We start from the raw sequence: 18,216 nt of genomic DNA on the forward strand, positions 1-18,216 counted from the left end.
ATAATCACCCAGTGTAAACACATTTTTGACCTTCCGAGGCATGGATGCCGAGGCAGAGCTCACAGGGATGTGCTTGTAGCGTGTCAAAAATGTGTTTGCACATGAGCCCACCGCAGGTGATAGGTTGAAATAAAGGTTAACGTTACCAGTAACTGGTAAACACCAATCAAAGTTAACCGCTAACACAAAAATATTACCCAATTTGTTATTCGACAAATCCCCTCCCCCTCTGGTTTAACGCCCCCTTTTAGGTGTAGAATTCTCTCTTTCGTCAACGCCTAGCCATACTCGAGCAACATAGAGCCAGATAATGCCTAACGCCTTGTTTTATTTGATGCCACAAGCAGCTTCTGCCGCAACCGATGTTGCCAAGGCAGAGCGCGAGAATGTCTATCTGTTTGCCTGTCGGCTCGCCAAGCAGGCATATCGCGATCAACAACTGGTCTATATCCACTGTAATGATCAACAGCAGGCCTATGAGATTGACGAAATATTATGGCAATTTGAGCCCACAGCATTTGTGCCCCACAACCTCAAAGGTGAAGGGCCAACGGGTGGTGCGCCAGTAGAGATAGGCTTTGATAAACTGGGCCCCAATAAAAATCGTCATCTTCTGATTAATCTTGCAGACCAAGCGCCGCAATTTGCGGTAAACTTTGGCCAGATTATCGACTTCGTTGCCAACGATGCTGCTATGAAAGCGACCGCGCGCGATCGCTATCGCCAGTATCGCGAGTTAGGGATCCCCCTAACGACCCAACAACCAATTAATTAGTTTGAGAAGCACACGCTCCTATGGAAAAGACATACAACCCACAGTCAATCGAACAGGCTCTGTACCAGAACTGGGAAGAGAAAGGTTACTTTAAGCCGCACGGCGATGAGTCGAAGGGCAATTACTGCATCATGATCCCGCCGCCAAACGTGACTGGTAGCCTGCACATGGGTCATGCCTTCCAAGACACCATCATGGATACCCTGACCCGTTACCATCGCATGAAGGGTAAGAATACCCTGTGGCAAGTGGGTACCGACCACGCGGGTATCGCCACTCAGATGTTGGTGGAGCGCAAAGTCGAAGCCGAAGAGGGCAAGAGCCGTCACGACCTGGGCCGTGAGACCTTTATCGACCGTATCTGGGATTGGAAAAACCAATCTGGTGGCACCATCACCAAGCAGCTGCGTCGTCTGGGCGCCTCGGTCGATTGGGATCGTGAGCGTTTCACCATGGACGAAGGCATGTCTGCCGCGGTGCAAGAGGTGTTTGTGCGTCTGTACAACGACGAGCTCATCTACCGTGGTAAGCGCCTGGTTAACTGGGATCCTAAGCTACACACCGCCATCTCTGATCTCGAAGTCGAGAACAAAGAGAAGCAGGGCAGCATGTGGCATTTCCGCTACCCGCTGGCCGATGGCGCGCTGACCGCCGACGGTAAAGACTACCTAGAAGTCGCCACCACGCGTCCAGAAACCATGCTGGGTGACAGCGCGGTTGCCGTACATCCTGACGACGAGCGTTATCAGTCGCTGATCGGCAAGTTTATCCTGCTGCCTATCGTTAACCGCCGCATCCCTATCGTGGCCGACGACTATGTGGATATGGAGTTTGGTACCGGCTGCGTGAAGATCACCCCGGCCCACGACTTCAACGACTATGAGGTAGGTAAGCGTCATAACCTGCCCATGTTCAACATCTTAACGATTGATGCGGCTATTCGCTCAACGGCTGAAGTGGTTAACACCGACGGCACCGCCAACAACGAGTTAGATAACAGCCTGCCAGAGCGCTTTGCCGGCATGGACCGTTTCAAGGCCCGCACTGCTATCGTCGAAGAGTTCGAGTCACTCGGCCTGCTGGGCAAGATTGACCCACACGCCCTCAAGGTGCCTTACGGCGACCGCTCTGGCGTAGTGATCGAGCCGCTACTGACCGACCAATGGTATGTGGCCGTAGCCCCTATGGCCAAGACGGCCATCGAAGCGGTTGAGAACGGCGACATCAAGTTTGTGCCGCAGCAGTATGAAAACATGTACTTCTCTTGGATGCGCGACATTCAAGACTGGTGTATCTCGCGTCAGCTGTGGTGGGGTCACCGTATCCCAGCCTGGTACGACGAAGCCGGTAAGGTGTATGTGGGCCGCGACGAAGCCGAAGTTCGCGCCAAGCATAACCTCGACGATTCAGTGGTGCTACGCCAAGACCCAGACGTACTGGATACCTGGTTCAGCTCAGCGCTGTGGACCTTCTCAACCCTAGGCTGGCCAGACGATACCGAGGCGCTTAAGACCTTCCACCCAACCGATGTGTTGGTGACAGGTTTCGACATCATCTTCTTCTGGGTGGCGCGCATGATCATGATGACCATGCACTTCATCAAAGACGAAGATGGCAAACCGCAGGTACCGTTCAAGACGGTCTATGTGACCGGTCTTATCCGTGACGAGCAGGGCAACAAGATGTCCAAGTCTAAGGGTAACGTACTGGATCCGCTGGATATGATCGACGGTATCGATCTCGAGGCCTTAGTTGAGAAGCGCACCGGCAACATGATGCAGCCACAGCTGGCCGCTAAGATCGAGAAGAGCACCCGTAAAGAGTTTAGCGATGGCATCGAGGCCCACGGCACCGACGCCCTGCGTTTCACCCTGGCAGCCATGGCCTCTACCGGCCGTGACATCAACTGGGACATGAAGCGTCTGGACGGTTACCGCAGCTTCTGTAACAAGATCTGGAACGCGTCGCGCTATGTGTTGATGAACACAGAAGAGCAAGATTGTGGCCCTCAGTCTCCAAACGGAAAAGCTGATGGCGAAATGCAGCTGTCACTGGCGGATCGCTGGATCGTCGGCCTGTTTAACCAAACGGTTAAGACCTTTGACGAGCACATGGAAAACTACCGTTTCGACCTGGCGGCCAATACCCTGTACGAGTTCACCTGGAACCAGTTCTGTGACTGGTATCTGGAGCTGACCAAGCCTGTACTGCAAAACGGCACCGAGGCGGAGCAGCGCGGTACCCGTCACACCCTAGTGACGGTACTGGAAGCCATGCAACGTCTGCTGCATCCTATGATGCCATACCTGACAGAGACCATCTGGCAGCGCGTTAAGCCGCTGGCGGGCGTCGAGGGGGATACCCTGATGCTGGCCGAGTTCCCTGAATATCAGGCGGACAAGGTGGATGAAACCGCCATGGCGGATCTGGAGTGGGTTAAGCAGGTGATCGTTGCCGTGCGAAACATCCGCGCCGAGCTGAACATAGCCCCAAGCAAGCCACTTAATGCCCTGCTACGCAGCGTTAGCGCGCAAGACAAGGCACGCGTCGAAGCTAACCAGACCTTCTTTGCGACTCTGGCCAAACTGGAATCTATGACGATTCTGGCGGACGGTGACACAGCGCCTATGTCGACCACTCAGTTGGTTGGCGAGATGGAGCTGTTGATCCCTATGGCTGGCCTTATCGATGTGGCCGCCGAGATGGCGCGTATCGACAAGCAACTTGAAAAGCTTGCGGGTGAAGCTAAGCGTATCGAAGGCAAGCTCAATAACCAGGGCTTCGTGGCCAAGGCGCCGGAAGCGGTTATCGAGAAGGAGCGCGCCAAGCTGGCCGAGTTCCAACGCGATATGGATAAGCTCAGCGAGCAGAAGACCGAGCTGGCTAAGCTCGAGGGCTAAGCTGGAAAGCTAATCCGGTTTGAGATACTAAAAAGGCAGTCAGTTGACTGCCTTTTTTCTTATCTGCTGTTTTTCGCCTAGACCTCGCGTGACCTCTTAATAGCCGACTACACCTTATAGTGGGCGATATCCGCCTCCATAGATTCTGCCAGTCTGGCCAGATCTTCGGTGGCATCACTGCTCTGTCTGGCGCCCTCGGCGGTCTGATCTGAGATCTCGCTGATATTGGTGATGTTGATATTGATCTCCTCGGTCACCGAGCTCTGCTCCTCTGAGGCGGTCGCTATCTGGGCGTTGAGGGCATTGATCTCCTCTATGCTGTTTAAGATCTGCTGCAGGGCGCCGCGCACCAGCAGAGACTTATCCACACTGAGTTTAACCTGCTCGGTACCGCTCTGCATCATCTGCATCGAACCACGCGCCCCCTGTTGCAGACGCTGGATCATCTTCTGAATCTCCTCGGTCGAGTCCTGGGTACGTTTGGCCAAGGAGCGCACCTCATCGGCGACCACGGCAAAGCCTCTGCCCTGCTCGCCCGCCCGCGCCGCCTCAATCGCGGCGTTAAGTGCCAGCAGGTTGGTCTGCTCAGAAATCCCCTGGATCACATCGACCACGCTGCCTATCTCATCGGAATGCTGCGCGAGTAGCGTCATCGCCTCACTGGCGCTAGTCAGTTCCTGAGACAGGGCTTCGATAACAGCGATACTCTCATCCACCACACCCTGGGCGCCATGGGCGGCCTCGTTGGCTTCATGGGAGGCGCTAGCGGCCGATGCGGCGCTCTGAGCCACTTCGCGCACAGTGGCGGTAAATTCATGGATGGCGGTGGCGATCAGCTGGGTCTGCTGTTGTTGATCCAGCACATTTCGCTGAGTCTGGGTTGAGACCACGGCATTCTCTTCAGCCGCGCTGGCCAGGCGCGAGGTGGAGGCATGAGTATTGGTCACCGCCTGCTGGAAATCGCTTGCGATGCGGTTCACATGTTCGGCAATGTGGGCAAACTCATCCTGTCCGCCCAACCGGATCCGCTTGGTCAAATCCCCGGCAGCAATATCCACCGCCGTCTCTTCCAGTTGCACCACAGATTGGCTGACCCTGCGTATGATAAATACCGAGCTGGCAGTAATGGTCAACATGGCGACACCTGAGAAGATGGCCACCAGCCAGATATAAAGAGAAACGGTTTCCTCAGAGTCCTGGTAACTGGCTTTAGCTTCGGCTATCTGCAAATCCAGGAAAGCCTGAGCCTGGGCCGTGATGTCCTTAAACAGCGGATTGATATTTTCCAGCAAGAGTTGATTGGAACGCTGGTAATCGCCCTGGCTTAGCGCCTCGATAGCGGGGTTAAAGCCTTCTTGAGTGACCTTATCGAGCAGTGAGACTAAACGATTCACCTGAGTACGCTCATCACTATCGAGATCCGACGCTAAGATCTGGTTATCTATAATGTCATGCAGCAACTTAATCGATTCACGGCTCGACTCCACATGAAAGCTCAGTGGGTGATTGTGCATATCTGCAAAGGCGTTATCGGGAGCATGCTGAAACCCGAGGAGCAGACCACTGCGGGCCATCTCCAATTCATGCAAAATCTTTCCGGCCCTGATGCTGTGTTGCATCCCCTGACCATAAAGCTCACCAATCGACGCCCCCGCATCTAACATGCCGGTAATGCCTTTGTAGCCAAGAAACACAAAGGCAAAGATGATTAAAAAGACATTCAGTTTTAACTGAAAACGAACCGACTTAATACGATCCATCATTCCTACTCCCTGTTGAGACATCAACTTCCCCTAAGACCTTTGCCATCGCGCATTTTGACTTACCCGCAAAGCTTGTATAACGCCGACTCTGCCAGCTTGTTCAAAGCCTAAATAATTTAAAACTTAAGCCATATAAAGCATTAGCCATTTAAAACATAAATCATTTAAAACAAAGGTATTTCACGCAGCGCAATCTATAGTACTTTTACTTATAGCATTAAAGTAACAGTACTGTGACATACCCAATAAGTAATAGATCACATTTAGCCAAAGTTTTTGGAAATCACCTCAATGACGGTGCACTTCGCCCTGCAAACTGAGTTAAAAGGTCAGGGTCAAAGCTTCTCTTGGGCACAGCTGAAAATTAATGGTTAGCTCGCAGTGAGGTGAAAGGGCTTAGCAGTGAGACGCTCATCGAGGCGGCGCCTGACAAGCCGGCCCTGGTCGACGAGGCACAGTAGAAGGCTAGCGTCAAAAAAACAAAGACGTCAAAATATCGACTTAACCATTGTTTTTATTGAATAATTCTTAATTTTGATTTGATTTCAGCAGCAAATGCTATCAGAATGTCACAAATTGAAAATGAGGGGTTAACAATGAAACCATGGATACTCGCTATCGCCTTAGGGTTATCGGCCTGCGGCGGTTCAGAGGATAGCAATACGGATGCGGGCAACGGAGGCGTGGTGACGCCACCACTGGCACAGGCGCCGAGTATCGACCTGGGACCAGATCAACAAATCTGGAATCATGAAACCCTCTCACTTACCGCGAACGTCACCCTATTTAATCCGGGCAGCGCGACCTACCAATGGCAACAAACCCAAGGCCCAGAGATCACACTAACCGGTCTTAACAGCGATACCCTCACCCTGAATGCCAGTGAGCTGATGCAGGATGAGGAGATAATGGTCTCCCTGACGGTGACAGACGCTGCAGGCCTGAGTAGCCAGGATAGCCTCACTCTTAAACTGAAAGACAAGATCAGCGCCGCCAGTCAGAGCGGTGATGCCGATCTCATCAAAGATCTGGAGCCTAAGGTGATCGCCCGCGGCCTCAAGCTGATCCAAGACTATCGCAGCGCCCACAAGCACTTTTTAAGCACCATCTATCAGGCAGACAGGGTCAGCTATGATTCGGGCCAACACTCGCAGATGATTCAGATGCCGCTGGCCAGTAAAGGGTTTCCTATTAACCAGAGTTTCGAGCTGATAAGGGGCAATCAGGGACGCCTATTTGCGGCGGCCAGCGACCTCAATGGCCAGCGTAACGCCGCCTTTGGTACAGATATCATCTCCAGCATGCAAGGCGGCAATAACTTGAGCTTTGAGCCCAGCATGATGCGACTGCTGGCCTGGTTAACCGGTGAGAAGCAAGAGACTGTCGCCGCCAGCAAGCAGGTGCGTCTATTCCTCATCAGCGACTGGAGTAAGAGTCGCATCACCACCTGGCTCGCCAGTCACTATCCCAACTGGCAGGTGAGCCGCTGTGAGGTCGCCAGCGAATTGGCGAGCTGCCTGGGCGAAGCCGAACTGGTGATCACAGGCTCTATCGAATCCTTTGATGAACCCCTGGTGTCGGCGAGACTCGACGCCCTGCAAGAGGCCAAGACACCGCTTTTGTATCTGCACATGCACAGCTGGAACAGTGTGCCGCTGACTCAAACCGTACTCGGCGCCATGGGGTTTGCCATGCAGGGACCTGGTGGTCCGGGCAATTTCTATAGTCCAGACAAGGCGGACTGGAGCGACTACCTCGCCATGCAAGCCGCCAAACCGTCGCTGACCCAGGAAGCCCTCTGGCTCGAGCTGCTGGAAAGCGAAACCCCAGGCTTTAATCTGGCCAGCTGCGCGGACACCTGCGATCCCCTCTTTAGCGAGACCTATCGCACAACCCTTAGCCATATCCAAAACAGTATCAAACGTCTGGACACAGAGAAGACGGCTATCTTCGATACCTCTGAGTATCAGCTGTACAAGTATCTGATTCTACTCGGCGATCGTTACCGTAGCGAGATAACATACCCCATGGATGTCTCCACTACCGCGCCGATGAGCTACCTTAAGGCCCTCTTTGCCGACAGTAGCGTTTACAACACCCGTCACCTCAATCCTGTGCCACAGGATCTGGGTAATTTCAGCCGCACCGACTTCTCCCATATTAATCCGGTAGATAAAACGGTTTCCCTGACCAGTAAGGCGCCGTTTCGCGCCGCGGGCGTCTACGCCCTACCGGGACAGACCTTTAAGGTAAAGCGCACAGACACCAATGCGGTAGAAACCAAGATCTTTATCAATACTCAACGTTCAGGTTCTACTCACGAATATGCCAGCAATGGCTATAACCGCCCCAAGTATCTGCAGTCGCCAGCCATAGCGATAAAGCCGGGAGAAACCCTTACCCTTACCTCTCCCTATGGTGGCCCAGTGCAGATAAGGTTTAGCGACAATGATCAGATAGTCGAATTCAGCTTTAGCCAGGTCGGCCTGCACCCCTTCTGGCGCGACGGCATGGATGAGCAGAGTTTCCTACAAGCCTTGACCAAGGGCGACTATGATTGGGCCGAGCTAGCCACAGCGCATTTTGAGGTGCATTCACGGCTCAATAAGATGCAAGAGACCATGAGCAAGGAGTCCATGTGGGACACGCCGCTGAAGATGAGCCAGGCCATCGGCAGCTATGTGCACAACTATCCCCACTTATTAGCTGGCTTTAAGGGCCCGGGTATCGACAGCGTCGACGAAATCGTTAACTTTGCGGCGACTAAGGGTTGGCAGCTCAATCAGTTAGATATGGTTAAACATATGAATGCCGACCAACCTACCTGTGGTTCGGGCTGCTCGGGTAACCCCTACGATGCTTCTTGGTCATTTAGCCCTACGGGCCATGGCGATATCCACGAGCTTGGCCATGGACTGGAGCGAAAACGCCTTAGATTCGATGGCCACGAGGGGCACGCCTCCACCAACCCTTACTCCTATTACACTAAGTCACGGGCCTATATTGAGACAGGTAAGCTTCCCCAATGCCAGGGCCTGTCGATTCAGGATGAGTTTGAAGTATTACAGGCCAGTCAGCGCCAGGCCGATCCCTTCGCCTATGTGCAGGCGGCCAACCTCACCAGCTGGTCGAGCGGTATGGCGACCATGTTGCAAACTATGATTGCCGCCCAGAAAAAGGGGGCGCTGCAAAATGGTTGGCATCTGCTGGCCAGACTGCACATATTGCTGCGGGAGTTTGAGCGCGCTCAGGCCGATGAGACCAGCTGGCTGGCCAAGCGTGACCAACTGGGCTTTAGCCATTTCGACCTGGCCGCGGCCAAGGAGCTAAGTAACAACGACTTTCTGATGATCGCCATGAGCTTCTCCACCGGGCTCGACTATCGCGACTTCTACCAGATGTGGGGACTGACTACCTCTGAGGCCGCCAAGACCCAGGTCGCCAGCTTCGCTTATCCTGCCGTGCCCAAGGCTATCTATGTCTATGCGCCGGGAGATTACTGTTATGGCCTAGATCTACAAGCCGTTGCCGTCGATGGCGAACAGGCCTGGCCGCTATAGTTTGGCCCAATTTGGTCAGTTGCTTTCCCCTTGACGACAGGAAAACCGTTGTTGTCACCCCCTTTTTGGCGAGCCGGAGTGCTCGCTTTTTTTTACCTGCTCATCACACCAGCGTCACTCAATGTGAATGGTTTTGGTCTTTAAGGTCATTTTTAGGTAAAGTGTGCTGTCAAATGTGCAGTGCTCGCCTCGGTAGCGAGTGCTTATCATACCAATCACAGTAAATAGGCGTTCAGAAATGGCGTAACAAATACGTTTAATAACAAGGGTTAATTTTTCGATAAGTCGTTATTCTACAGTCGAAAATAGTAACGCGGTTACCAAACGTGTTAACAAGCTAGGATGTTCGGCGATTTACTAGCATAGGTATCACTAACCAACACTAGATGTTGCAGATTAAGCAGCACAACAAAACGATAAAAATTGAGGAAGGGTATGAGCGACGCCAATGATGCTTACGCAGAAAATGATCTGCGCGAAGTCAAGCAGCTGGGAATGTGGGCCTCCATTGCCAGTTTAAGTTACATTTTCTGGATCGTCGGCGGCATGGAGCTGGTCGAACGTATCGCCTACTATGGTGTGAAAGCCAGTGCCGGTCTTTATGCCAAGGCGCCTGTGTCTGAAGGCGGACTGGGGATCAGTCTGCATGACTATGGTGTCATCATCTCTATCTGGGCCTTGATGCAAACCTTTATCCCAGTGTTTACCGGCGGGATCTCAGACCGTGTTGGTTACAAGGAAACCATCTTCGCCTCGACCGTGATTAAGATCTCCGGTTATCTGGTCATGGCCTTCTTTCCTAACTTCTGGGGCTTCCTCTTCGGCGCCATGCTACTGGCCGGCGGCACAGGGATATTTAAACCCGGGATCCAGGGTACACTGGTCCTCTCGACGGGACGCCAAAATACCTCAATGGCCTGGGGCATCTTCTATCAGGTGGTGAATATCGGTGGTTTCCTCGGCCCACTGGTGGCGGTTCATATGCGCCAGCTCTCCTGGGACAACGTCTTCTATGCCTGCGCCGCCATCATCTCGCTCAACTTCCTCTTCCTACTGGCCTACAAGGAGCCAGGCAAAGAGGAGCGCATGGAGCGCAACCGTCAGATAAAAAGTGGCGAGATCACACAGCAAGCCCTGTGGAAAGACGCCCTACATGAGCTGAAAAAGCCGGTTGTGATCTACTATATGCTGGTATTTGCTGGCTTCTGGTTCCTGTTTAACGCACTGTTTGACGTGCTACCAATTCATATTGCCGAGTGGGTCGATACCAGTGTGATCGTTACCAGCCTGTTTGGCAGTGAGGGTACCTCAAACGGCGTATTACAGTTCTGGCTGGGCCTGGATAACTCGGGCACTAAGGTGATGCCTGAGGGCATGCTGAACCTTAACGCAGGTATGATCATGACCAGCTGCTTCCTGGTGGCGGCGCTTACCGCGAAATACCGCATTACTACCGCCATGCTTGCAGGCTGTTTGCTCAGCATTATTGCCTTCGTTCTTATCGGTGCCACCAACGCCGCCTGGATGATCGTCCTGGCGATTGCCATGTTCTCCTTCGGCGAGATGATGATCAGCCCTAAGAAGAACGAGTTTATGGGTAACATCGCCCCTAAGGGCAAGAAGGCTATGTATCTGGGCTTCGTAATGCTGCCTCAAGGGATAGGCTGGGGACTGGAAGGCTATTTTGGCCCTAAACTCTATGAGATGTACGCATCGAAAGAGATCTTCTCTCGTGAGCTGCTTCTTGAGCGCGGCATGAGCGCCAGCGATGTCGCCGCCATTCCACAAGGGGAAGCCTTCACCACCTTGGTCAGCTTCACCGGCGAGTCGGCGCAAGCGCTTACAACCCTGCTGTATAACGCCCATAACATAGGCATGGCCTGGTATATCATTGCCGCCATCGGCACCATCTCAGCGGTAGGGATCTTTATCTACGGCAAATGGCTGCTGAACTTACAGCGCGCCCAAGCCTAACGCAGTTAAGGGAGCCTATGGCTCCCTTTTTATTTGTGTCTCGACCGCTTTTTTCCCAAAGCCCTGCTGTAACAAGGCGTAGCGCTTGGCTTCATCGGCCGGCATGGCTTTGGCGTATAACCAACCTTGCACTGTCTCGACCCCCACTGACGCCACGAAGCGCTCTTCAGCCTTAGTCTCAACCCCTTCGGCAACTAAGTTAAAGCCCAAACTTCTGCACAACATACAGGTGTGACGATATAAGACCTGCCCTTTGTGATGTTTGATATTGTCCAAAATAGAGCGATCCAACTTTACTCCCTCTATGGTGATCTTACTCAGCAGGCTAATACTGGAAAAGCCGGTACCAAAATCATCGAGCACGAAAGAGAATCCATATTGGCGCAGATAGGCCATACTGGCCTCTACAGCATCGAGATCGGCCACAAACATAGACTCGAGCACCTCAATATCCACCCGTTCGGCCATATCGCCCAGCTGCTCTATAAGCATCGCCTGAATATCCGGGCTTAACACGCTATTTGGGTTTAAGTTGATACTGACCCTGGGATAGAAGTCCTGATGCGCCCATCGCTGCATATCGTCACGCAGCCGCTTAATCACAAAACTGTCGATTAAGTTGAAATAGCCAGCCTGATCGAAGGCGGGAATAAAATAGGGACCCACCACCTTACCCTGCTCGTTTCGCAGCCTAAGTAGCGCTTCATAGCCGACAACATGCCTGTTACTCAGGCTAAGCTTAGGTTGGTAGTAGAGCAGCAACTCGCCGTTGAGCACCTCTTTAATGGTCTTTTCCAGGTTAAGGTTGGCCGCTAGCTCCTCCGATTGCTGCCGCGCATAGTTTCGCTCACTCATCTGGTCGATATCGTGCTGCAGTTGTACCCGCTTAATCAGGTCTCGCTCAAACCCTTTATTGCTCACCAAGAGGCTATATCGCCTGACGAAAGGCAGATAGATAAACACCCCGGCACATACTAAAAGCAGCTGCACTAAAGGTAGCGCCAGACTGCCCCCTGCCACATAACCATTGAGAAATATCGGTGTGACCCAGGCAAAGCCATTGCCAGTAAAACTTATCCAGCCAGCGTTGATCAGCAAGACCCCTATCAGGGTATTAAACAGGGGCAGCAACACGAAAGGCAGCATCAACCTGGGGTTAAAGATGATTGGCAAGCCATAGATCAAAATTTCATTGATGTTAAACAGCGCAAATGGCAAGGCAAGCTTAGCCACATTGACGGCATTGCGATCTTTAGAGGCAATAAATAAGGCGATCAACAAAGAATGAGTGGCCCCACTGCCACCTAAGAGCACAAACAGATCGGTAAATTGCGACAGCGTCAGATTGGGGGCTACCGACTGCAGCCCATTGTCCACACCGAGCACCAACATATAGGCGATATCACCATGAACACCGAAACACCAAAGAACATGGGTTGCAAGCACACGAACAAATAGCTGAAACACAGTACCACTGGCGGCCAGTGAGTCGGCCAGCGAGCTAAACACCTGCCCCATTAATTCACTGACCAGGTAGGTGCCACTGGTAATAATGACAAAGCAAAGAATTAAGGGAATAAACAGATTGAGGTGCAACTTGAGGTAACTGCTCAAACTCGTGCTCTGTAACAGATTAAGCGCCTTAATGCCCATCAGGTAACGCAGCAGATAGGCCACCAAAATCGGCGTAATAATGGCTCTGGCATCGCCAAACAGAAAATCGAACCCTTGGTTCGTCTCCCAAATAACGCTCCCATGAATATGCAAGGCGATTTGAGTACCGATAGAAAGCGATGCCACCACCACGGCCGACACGTGCAGATATTTGGCAAAATGAAATGAAAGCGACAGCAGCGCCATTAAGGGAAAAAAGCTAAACAGAAGATGACCGAACTGACTCAGCCATACATAGGCATCACTGGTTTGCCAGCCTGGCTGCCACACATCCACCAAAGCCAGCACCAGCGCCAGTAATGAGTTCACAAAGATAAAAGGCAAGAGTGCAATAAAAGACTCTTTTATCGCTATTAAAAACAGGCTGGAGGAGGTTTCTTTGACCGCCAATGTGGATGCTCTACTTTGGCCTAACAGGTCTATTTAACTTAGACCAAGATAGGGAAAACAGACAATTAGCCAGTCCAATAGCGCCCCTTGGGCAAAAAAGCCGGGCACAAAAAGGGGGAACCTAAATCAGGTTCCCCAAGATTACGACTTTCTCAGTGGGCAGTTAGCAGGGGTATGCCCACTTAGCGAGAGTTATTATTGTAGGCTCTAGTGAGCGCCTCCGGCGTGAACTTTATCAACACCGTATGTCTTGCCTTCGGCGTGACAGGTTGCACAAGACTCGATAGGCAGGTCAGCAGTTGTATCTGGCTTACCTTCAACTGTCGCACCGTTGCTCTCGAAGTGAGCGAGTGCAGAGGCACTGTAGTGACAAGAGCGGCATGACTCTGCTACAGGGCTAACAAACTGAGTACCTGCTGCATCGACAGCGATTGCGCGTTTACCAGAAGTCAAACCTCCATCTGCTGCGAAGAACTTGGCACCATCTTTATGACAAGCCTGACAATCGGTTGCCAATGCTGGGTAGCCAATCACTTCCAAATCAGAATTTAGGTGAATAGCAGGGAAACCTCTGTTGTCATCCCACAGACCAGTATGGAAACGGTGAGCTACTGTAACAAGATCTCTATTGTGGAATGTCAAACCTTCAAGAGTCTTGAATATTGGCTTACCATCAGCATCTACCTCGTCGCTCTTATACTCGACAGGCACGTGGTATGAACCACCCCAAGTATTGTTGTGACAACCAACACACTGGTCGAAGCGTTCATTACCATAGTGCTTAGCAACAGTTAATGAACCGTGACATGAATTACACTTAGCTTCATCAGCAGTGATAGACGCAGGATTACTTTGTCTAGCAGGAGTCGCACCGCTACCATCTGCAGTAGCTAGATTCCAATATGTTGGTGCCATTGTGACCCCCACATACTCAATATCTGCATCTGCACATTTAGCCAGCATTCCTTTGGCATCGGCACATACAGAGAAGCGTGGAGTGATCGCAATACTCTTACCATCGAAATCGAGGCCGTCTTTCTGTAATGTTACCACTAACTTACCACCAACGGCTGGCGTACCATTTAAGGACAAGTACTTAGTAGCATTACCAAAGTAAGTACCTTTAGCATCAACCCAGCCCAACATCATACGGTCATAGTTAGTGTATTCACTGAAGTCAAAGCCGTCAGCGATAGGTGCACCGTCTACAGTCACATCAAATGTGACCACAATTTCATCAAGTGCAGGAGAAACATTTTCAGTATAAGCTACTGAGCTAACACTAATTTCCATTGAATCTGTCGCAATAGCTCTAGATCCAACTTTATGTACCTTCTGTGGACTCAGATTACCAATGTGACAGTTCATACATTGTGAATCATCAGCCTGTGGCAACTGGAACTCAGAGTGGCCTTCACCAGTTTCAAAGTTCACAGTAAGGTGACAACCTACACAAGCTTCTGCATAAACATTGTCGTTCCACTGAGTGCCATTGTCGTGACAGGTAGTACACTCATTGAGTTCAGATGGGAAGTGAACATCACCAAACTCTTCTAACGCTTCACCTTTAACCCAACCATAAGGCGCTACATGACCAGCAACGTGTATGGTATGGATCATCGCATTAAAGTTAGCGTTCCAGCCTTTTTCAGGATCGTACTGGTCTGAGGCATAAGCTGGGTTATGACATGTAATACAGTTTTCCACTTTCTGATAGTTATGGTGAGCACCGATGTTAGCAATGCGTTGATCGCCTTCACCATAGCCCATTAACTCACTGTGACACTGAATACAAGCAGCATTGGATACTGAATCTTTCTCAGATACGGCCAACTCACCCGTTGCAGGAATAAAGTCGAGCGGAGTAGAAAGCAATTTATCAGAGATTGATACGCCAGTAGCGTCGGTCACGTTATAGGTACGCACCATGACGCGGAACATGCTGTTAGGATCGCCATCGGCAACCACTACAGGCGCATTGCCATCATGTTCCCATGTACCTGTATAAGTACCTGGGTTTTCAGGATCTTCTACCAAGGTACAAGCATCAACTTCGGCGCCGCCACGTGCTGTCGCCTTACCCGTCGGCGTACAGTACATGCTAGAGCCAAACTCGTTGACCAAGGCATTATTTGACCAGAGCATAGGAGCACCAGTATCGGTGGGGTTAGCGATCTGGTTCGTCACATACAGAGCAACCTTGTCCAGACCGGTAAACGGAACATCATCTCCTTTAGCATTTTTACCTGTCGCGGTGAACTTAATAGAGAAGTCATCAGCTCCTACTACTACGATGTCGGCAGGTTCTAGAGTTAGTTTGAAGTCTGCGGCAGTGGCTACAGCATCAACGGTCGATCCCGCTGGTGCACCAGGGGCTCCAGGAGTACCAGGAACGCCTGGTTCACCAGGGGCTCCATCTTTACCGTCATCACCATCACTACACGCGCTCACACCAATGGCACAGAAGAGTGCCATGGCTAATAAGGTAATTTTATTTTTTTTCATCGCCATATCCCTTTGTAGGTATTTTCTGCTATTGCAGTACCTCAAATATAAGGGAGTGGCGATAAATTGTTAGGTAATTGAGTCCAAGTTGTGACTGCAATTTAAAGATTCATTAACAGAAATTTCAAAATTTGAAACCGTTAATTTCAAATTTTGAAATTAACATTTGACGAGTAGCTGCTTGATAAGCTGGATAATTAATTCTCGCTGCTCTAAAGAGTAACGACGATATTCCGCCGGATTTTCAAGTAATAGGTACTGTGGTGACATGCTTTCACCGTGTAACCTCGCCACCTCCTCGTCGGAGAGTCGTACCACACGCAGCCCCGGCAAACTGCCACAAATATCCGCCTCTGAGCAGGGCAAGAAGGCCACCGAGTTCATGGTCAGCAGGTGGCTATACCATTCATCACGCGAGCTGACTCTTTCTATGCTGTCGATATCGGCACCGTGTTGGCGAGCAAACACCTCTAAGGGATCGATCTTGTCGTTAAACCCTTTACCGTCCAAGCAGAGAAAAGGATGACGACAGACGGTTTCCAGGGTCAAAGGTTCGCTCTGGGACCAGATAGCATGTTCTTCGTTGGCCGCCAGACAAACACCACCCAACTCACCCAAGGACTCTACCGACAGGTGGTGTTCGCTACAGGCATCAAAAGTAATGCCCATATCCAGCTCGCCGTTATGAATAAGATCGGCAGAATCATCCCCCCAAATCACAAACTGCAGCTGACTAAAGGCATCTCTGGCGTTGCTGCGGGAATAAGCCAATGACAGGCTGGCCAAGATACTCGGAGTGACTGCGATTCGCAGACGTTCACTGGCCAGCTCACTGCTCTTTTCACAGATAGACTGTTCTATTTTTAAAACGGCTTCACAGAACTGACATACGGGCTCATAGAGAAATTCAGCCATGGGGGTTGGCTTGAGGCCAAGTTGTCGCCGATAAAACAACTCATCATCAAAAGTAGCACGTAACATATTCAAACAACGGCTAATTTTAGGTGCGGAAACGTTTAACTGTTTCGCAGCGATATTGGCGTGTCCGGTTTGAAAAATGACTTTAAACACCATCAAACAAAACACATCGAGTTCGCTGATTTTCTTTAAGGTTTGATTGCTCATCGACACTATTGTTTATTTGAGTAATCGAATATTTATAACACAGGATTTACAGTAAACGATATAGCCATTAGTCACACATTTAGCGATGGCTTGTCTAACTCAGCGGTAAGTGCTAGAAGACGCTTCTATGACAAACCTCAGCCCTATGAGTCTCATCATCTCACTGGGATATACTAGCTACCTCTTCGTCCGTTAGCGCTCGGAACTCACCAGGTTCAAGTGACTCATCCAGGTGAATATTGCCCACGGCGAATCGGTGCAATGTCATGACCTGATTACGGAATCGGCCAAACATACGCTTGATCTGATGATAGCGTCCCTCTAGCAAGCTAACCCGCGCAAGGTGGCTATCGAGGATCTCCAGCTCTGCAGGCTGAGTGGTAATATTTTCATAGGCAAAATAAAATCCTTCGGCGAAGGCTTTCACATAAGCCTGAGTCAGCGGAGCCTTCAGGCCAACCAGATACTGCTTCGCCACCTTATGCTCGGGAGACATGATCTGTTTCGACCAACGGCTGTCGTTGGTGAGCAGCACCAGGCCCGAGGTGTTAAGATCCAGACGCCCGACGATATGCAGCCCCTTGTCCTGATATGCAGGCAAGAGATCCATCACTGTCTTGTGCTGGGTATCCTTAGTCGCACTCACCACACCCACGGGTTTATGTAACATCAGGTAGATGGCCTGCTCCTGTCTGAGCACTTCACCATCGAGCATAACCACCGAAAACTGATCTATCTGCCAGTCGGCATCTCTCACCACAAACCCATCGACACTCACCCGGCCTTTCGCCAACAGGAGCCGCACCTGCTTGCGCGGGATCTGACATTGCTGGCTGATAAATCTGTCTAACCGGGCACGTTTAGCTGACATCATCGCTCGCCACTGGGGCTACCTTATAAGCACAACGTCTGGCACCAGCAATGATATGCTCCTCACGGCTAACCTCTGCCATACCAATAAAAAGCTCTTGGAATAACTGTAACTCTGAGCGACAAAAGTTGGCGCAGCGGCTGGCAGCGGCGCAGATAGGACAGTGATTTTCCATTAGCCAGTAGACACCATCTTGCTCCTCTATGGTTGCTACATAACCTTCCTGAGTTCTGATCTCAGCCAGGGTTTCCAACTTTTCGACCAGGCCGCTATGGGCCGACAGTGCCTCTTGATAGATGCGCTTGCTAGTCTGCTCTCGGTGCGCGATGAGCTGCTCCAGCCCCTGATCACCAAAGACCACACGTACCGAGTCAACCAGCTGACTGCTTAACTCATCGTGGCGATCGGGAAATTTTTGGTAGCTTTTCTCGGTAAGCGCCCAATAACGGGTGGGACGACCGCGACTGGCCTTTCTATCTTCGAAGCTCAAGATCCCCTCCTCTTCCAGTGCCTGCAGATGCTGTCTAATCCCCATGGTGGTTAGTGCAAACTGCTCGGCTAACACCTTGGCGGTGCAGGGCCCCTGGATCTTGATGTAATCGATGATTTTATCGCTGGTCTTCTTACTCACCGCTGTCTCCCCTTGACTCATGTGAGCCCATTATTACCTATCCTGCAG

The 18,216-nt window shown here is 51.2% G+C and carries 10 protein-coding genes; 4 read left to right on the top strand and 6 right to left on the bottom strand.

The window, feature by feature from the left end:
• The first annotated feature begins 310 nt into the window (after positions 1-310).
• Positions 311-775, top strand: coding sequence for a DNA polymerase III subunit chi (locus CFF01_RS14910; protein ID WP_088905315.1), 465 nt, complete (start codon positions 311-313; stop codon positions 773-775).
• A 20-nt stretch (positions 776-795) separates the two neighbouring features.
• Entirely contained in the window at positions 796-3,675 is a 2,880-nt protein-coding gene (locus tag CFF01_RS14915) for a valine--tRNA ligase (RefSeq protein WP_088905316.1), read from the top strand.
• Positions 3,676-3,782: 107 nt separating this feature from the next.
• Here CFF01_RS14915 and CFF01_RS14920 read toward each other — a convergent pair whose 3' ends face one another.
• A complete protein-coding gene (locus tag CFF01_RS14920; RefSeq protein ID WP_232479451.1) occupies positions 3,783-5,438 on the bottom strand; it encodes a methyl-accepting chemotaxis protein in 1,656 nt (551 codons plus the stop codon).
• 596 nt (positions 5,439-6,034) lie between these two features.
• On the opposite strand from CFF01_RS14920, the gene CFF01_RS14925 reads away from it, so the two are divergent.
• Positions 6,035-8,998, top strand: coding sequence for an ImpA family metalloprotease (locus tag CFF01_RS14925; RefSeq protein ID WP_088905318.1), 2,964 nt, complete (start codon positions 6,035-6,037; stop codon positions 8,996-8,998).
• 435 nt (positions 8,999-9,433) lie between these two features.
• Positions 9,434-10,972: an MFS transporter gene (locus CFF01_RS14930; RefSeq protein WP_088905319.1), complete on the top strand. Its 1,539-nt coding sequence runs from the start codon at positions 9,434-9,436 to the stop codon at positions 10,970-10,972.
• A 15-nt stretch (positions 10,973-10,987) separates the two neighbouring features.
• Here CFF01_RS14930 and CFF01_RS14935 read toward each other — a convergent pair whose 3' ends face one another.
• The 5 genes from CFF01_RS14935 to CFF01_RS14955 form a co-directional block, all read right to left on the bottom strand.
• Positions 10,988-13,036 carry an EAL domain-containing protein gene (locus CFF01_RS14935; protein WP_088905320.1) on the bottom strand — a complete coding sequence of 683 codons (2,049 nt, stop codon included), beginning with the start codon at positions 13,034-13,036 and terminating at the stop codon, positions 10,988-10,990.
• 207 nt (positions 13,037-13,243) lie between these two features.
• Positions 13,244-15,541 (bottom strand): OmcA/MtrC family decaheme c-type cytochrome, encoded by a 2,298-nt coding sequence (locus tag CFF01_RS14940; protein ID WP_088905321.1) that lies wholly within the window; start codon positions 15,539-15,541, stop codon positions 13,244-13,246.
• Positions 15,542-15,700: 159 nt separating this feature from the next.
• Positions 15,701-16,666: a LysR family transcriptional regulator gene (locus tag CFF01_RS14945; RefSeq protein WP_088905322.1), complete on the bottom strand. Its 966-nt coding sequence runs from the start codon at positions 16,664-16,666 to the stop codon at positions 15,701-15,703.
• Positions 16,667-16,826: 160 nt separating this feature from the next.
• Positions 16,827-17,537, bottom strand: a complete 711-nt coding sequence (locus CFF01_RS14950; protein WP_088905323.1) for a pseudouridine synthase — start codon at positions 17,535-17,537, stop codon at positions 16,827-16,829.
• Complete coding sequence (locus tag CFF01_RS14955) at positions 17,527-18,168, bottom strand: helix-turn-helix transcriptional regulator (RefSeq protein WP_232479452.1); 642 nt, start codon at positions 18,166-18,168, stop codon at positions 17,527-17,529. Before CFF01_RS14955 ends, CFF01_RS14950 begins: the two co-directional genes overlap by 11 nt.
• Between the last annotated feature and the right edge of the window lie 48 nt (positions 18,169-18,216).

The sequence above is a fragment of the Shewanella marisflavi genome (genome assembly GCF_002215585.1).
GTDB classification, from domain to species: Bacteria; Pseudomonadota; Gammaproteobacteria; order Enterobacterales; family Shewanellaceae; genus Shewanella; species Shewanella marisflavi.

Coding starts and splice junctions, on each gene's coding strand:
- CFF01_RS14910 (WP_088905315.1), top strand. CDS start 311: ATGCCTAACGCCTTGTTTTATTTGATGCCACAAGCAGCTTCTGCCGCA.
- CFF01_RS14920 (WP_232479451.1), bottom strand. CDS start 5,438: ATGATGGATCGTATTAAGTCGGTTCGTTTTCAGTTAAAACTGAATGTC.
- CFF01_RS14915 (WP_088905316.1), top strand. CDS start 796: ATGGAAAAGACATACAACCCACAGTCAATCGAACAGGCTCTGTACCAG.
- CFF01_RS14930 (WP_088905319.1), top strand. CDS start 9,434: ATGAGCGACGCCAATGATGCTTACGCAGAAAATGATCTGCGCGAAGTC.
- CFF01_RS14950 (WP_088905323.1), bottom strand. CDS start 17,537: ATGTCAGCTAAACGTGCCCGGTTAGACAGATTTATCAGCCAGCAATGT.
- CFF01_RS14925 (WP_088905318.1), top strand. CDS start 6,035: ATGAAACCATGGATACTCGCTATCGCCTTAGGGTTATCGGCCTGCGGC.
- CFF01_RS14940 (WP_088905321.1), bottom strand. CDS start 15,541: ATGAAAAAAAATAAAATTACCTTATTAGCCATGGCACTCTTCTGTGCC.
- CFF01_RS14945 (WP_088905322.1), bottom strand. CDS start 16,666: ATGAGCAATCAAACCTTAAAGAAAATCAGCGAACTCGATGTGTTTTGT.